The 504-nt window shown below is 48.2% G+C and carries 1 protein-coding gene; it reads right to left on the reverse strand.

The window, feature by feature from the left end; genetic code table 11:
• Window positions 1-77: 77 nt before the first annotated feature.
• Complete coding sequence (locus tag GFJ41_RS21050) at window positions 78-458, reverse strand: lipocalin/fatty-acid binding family protein (RefSeq protein WP_226890293.1); 381 nt, start codon at window positions 456-458, stop codon at window positions 78-80.
• Window positions 459-504: the final 46 nt, after the last annotated feature.

Here is a 504-nt window from a genome sequence, read left to right on the forward strand (position 1 = left end):
TTTTTTGACAAATGGCAGTTTTATTTAAATAGATGGCATGTTTTGAACCGGAGACACTTTCAGCAGGCCAGGTCACATCACAGCTTTTTACTCTTCCTGATCATGGTGGTCCCTCCAACAGTTAAAGTCTCAATCATCTCTCCGTCCTTGATTTCCTGCTTGTGTGAGAACTTGTCTGACTCACAGACAAGCTTTCCTCCCTCCAGCCTCACAATGCACTTGAGCTTCTTCCCGTCCATGGTGGTAATTTCAGCTTCCTTGCCGATGGTGAAGGAGTTAGTGACGGTTTTCCCAGGGGTCTTTGAGGTGACGACGAAGTCGTTGCCAGTCTGTTTTATCTCGGTCACAGGTTTGACATCTTTGGCCATCTTGATGACATCCTCAGGTAGTGATATGGCCCTGAGGAAGTCCTCCAAGTTCTCCTGAGCGTAAACCTGCCACGTTCCGTTGAAAGCCATTCCTGCCTGCTGTCTCCTTCACCACGAGACGGATGTCTGAAGCTCT

This window comes from Paraclostridium dentum (assembly GCF_012922555.1).
Taxonomy (GTDB): domain Bacteria; phylum Bacillota; class Clostridia; order Peptostreptococcales; family Peptostreptococcaceae; genus Paraclostridium; species Paraclostridium dentum.

Coding starts and splice junctions, on each gene's coding strand:
- GFJ41_RS21050 (WP_226890293.1), bottom strand. CDS start 458: ATGGCTTTCAACGGAACGTGGCAGGTTTACGCTCAGGAGAACTTGGAG.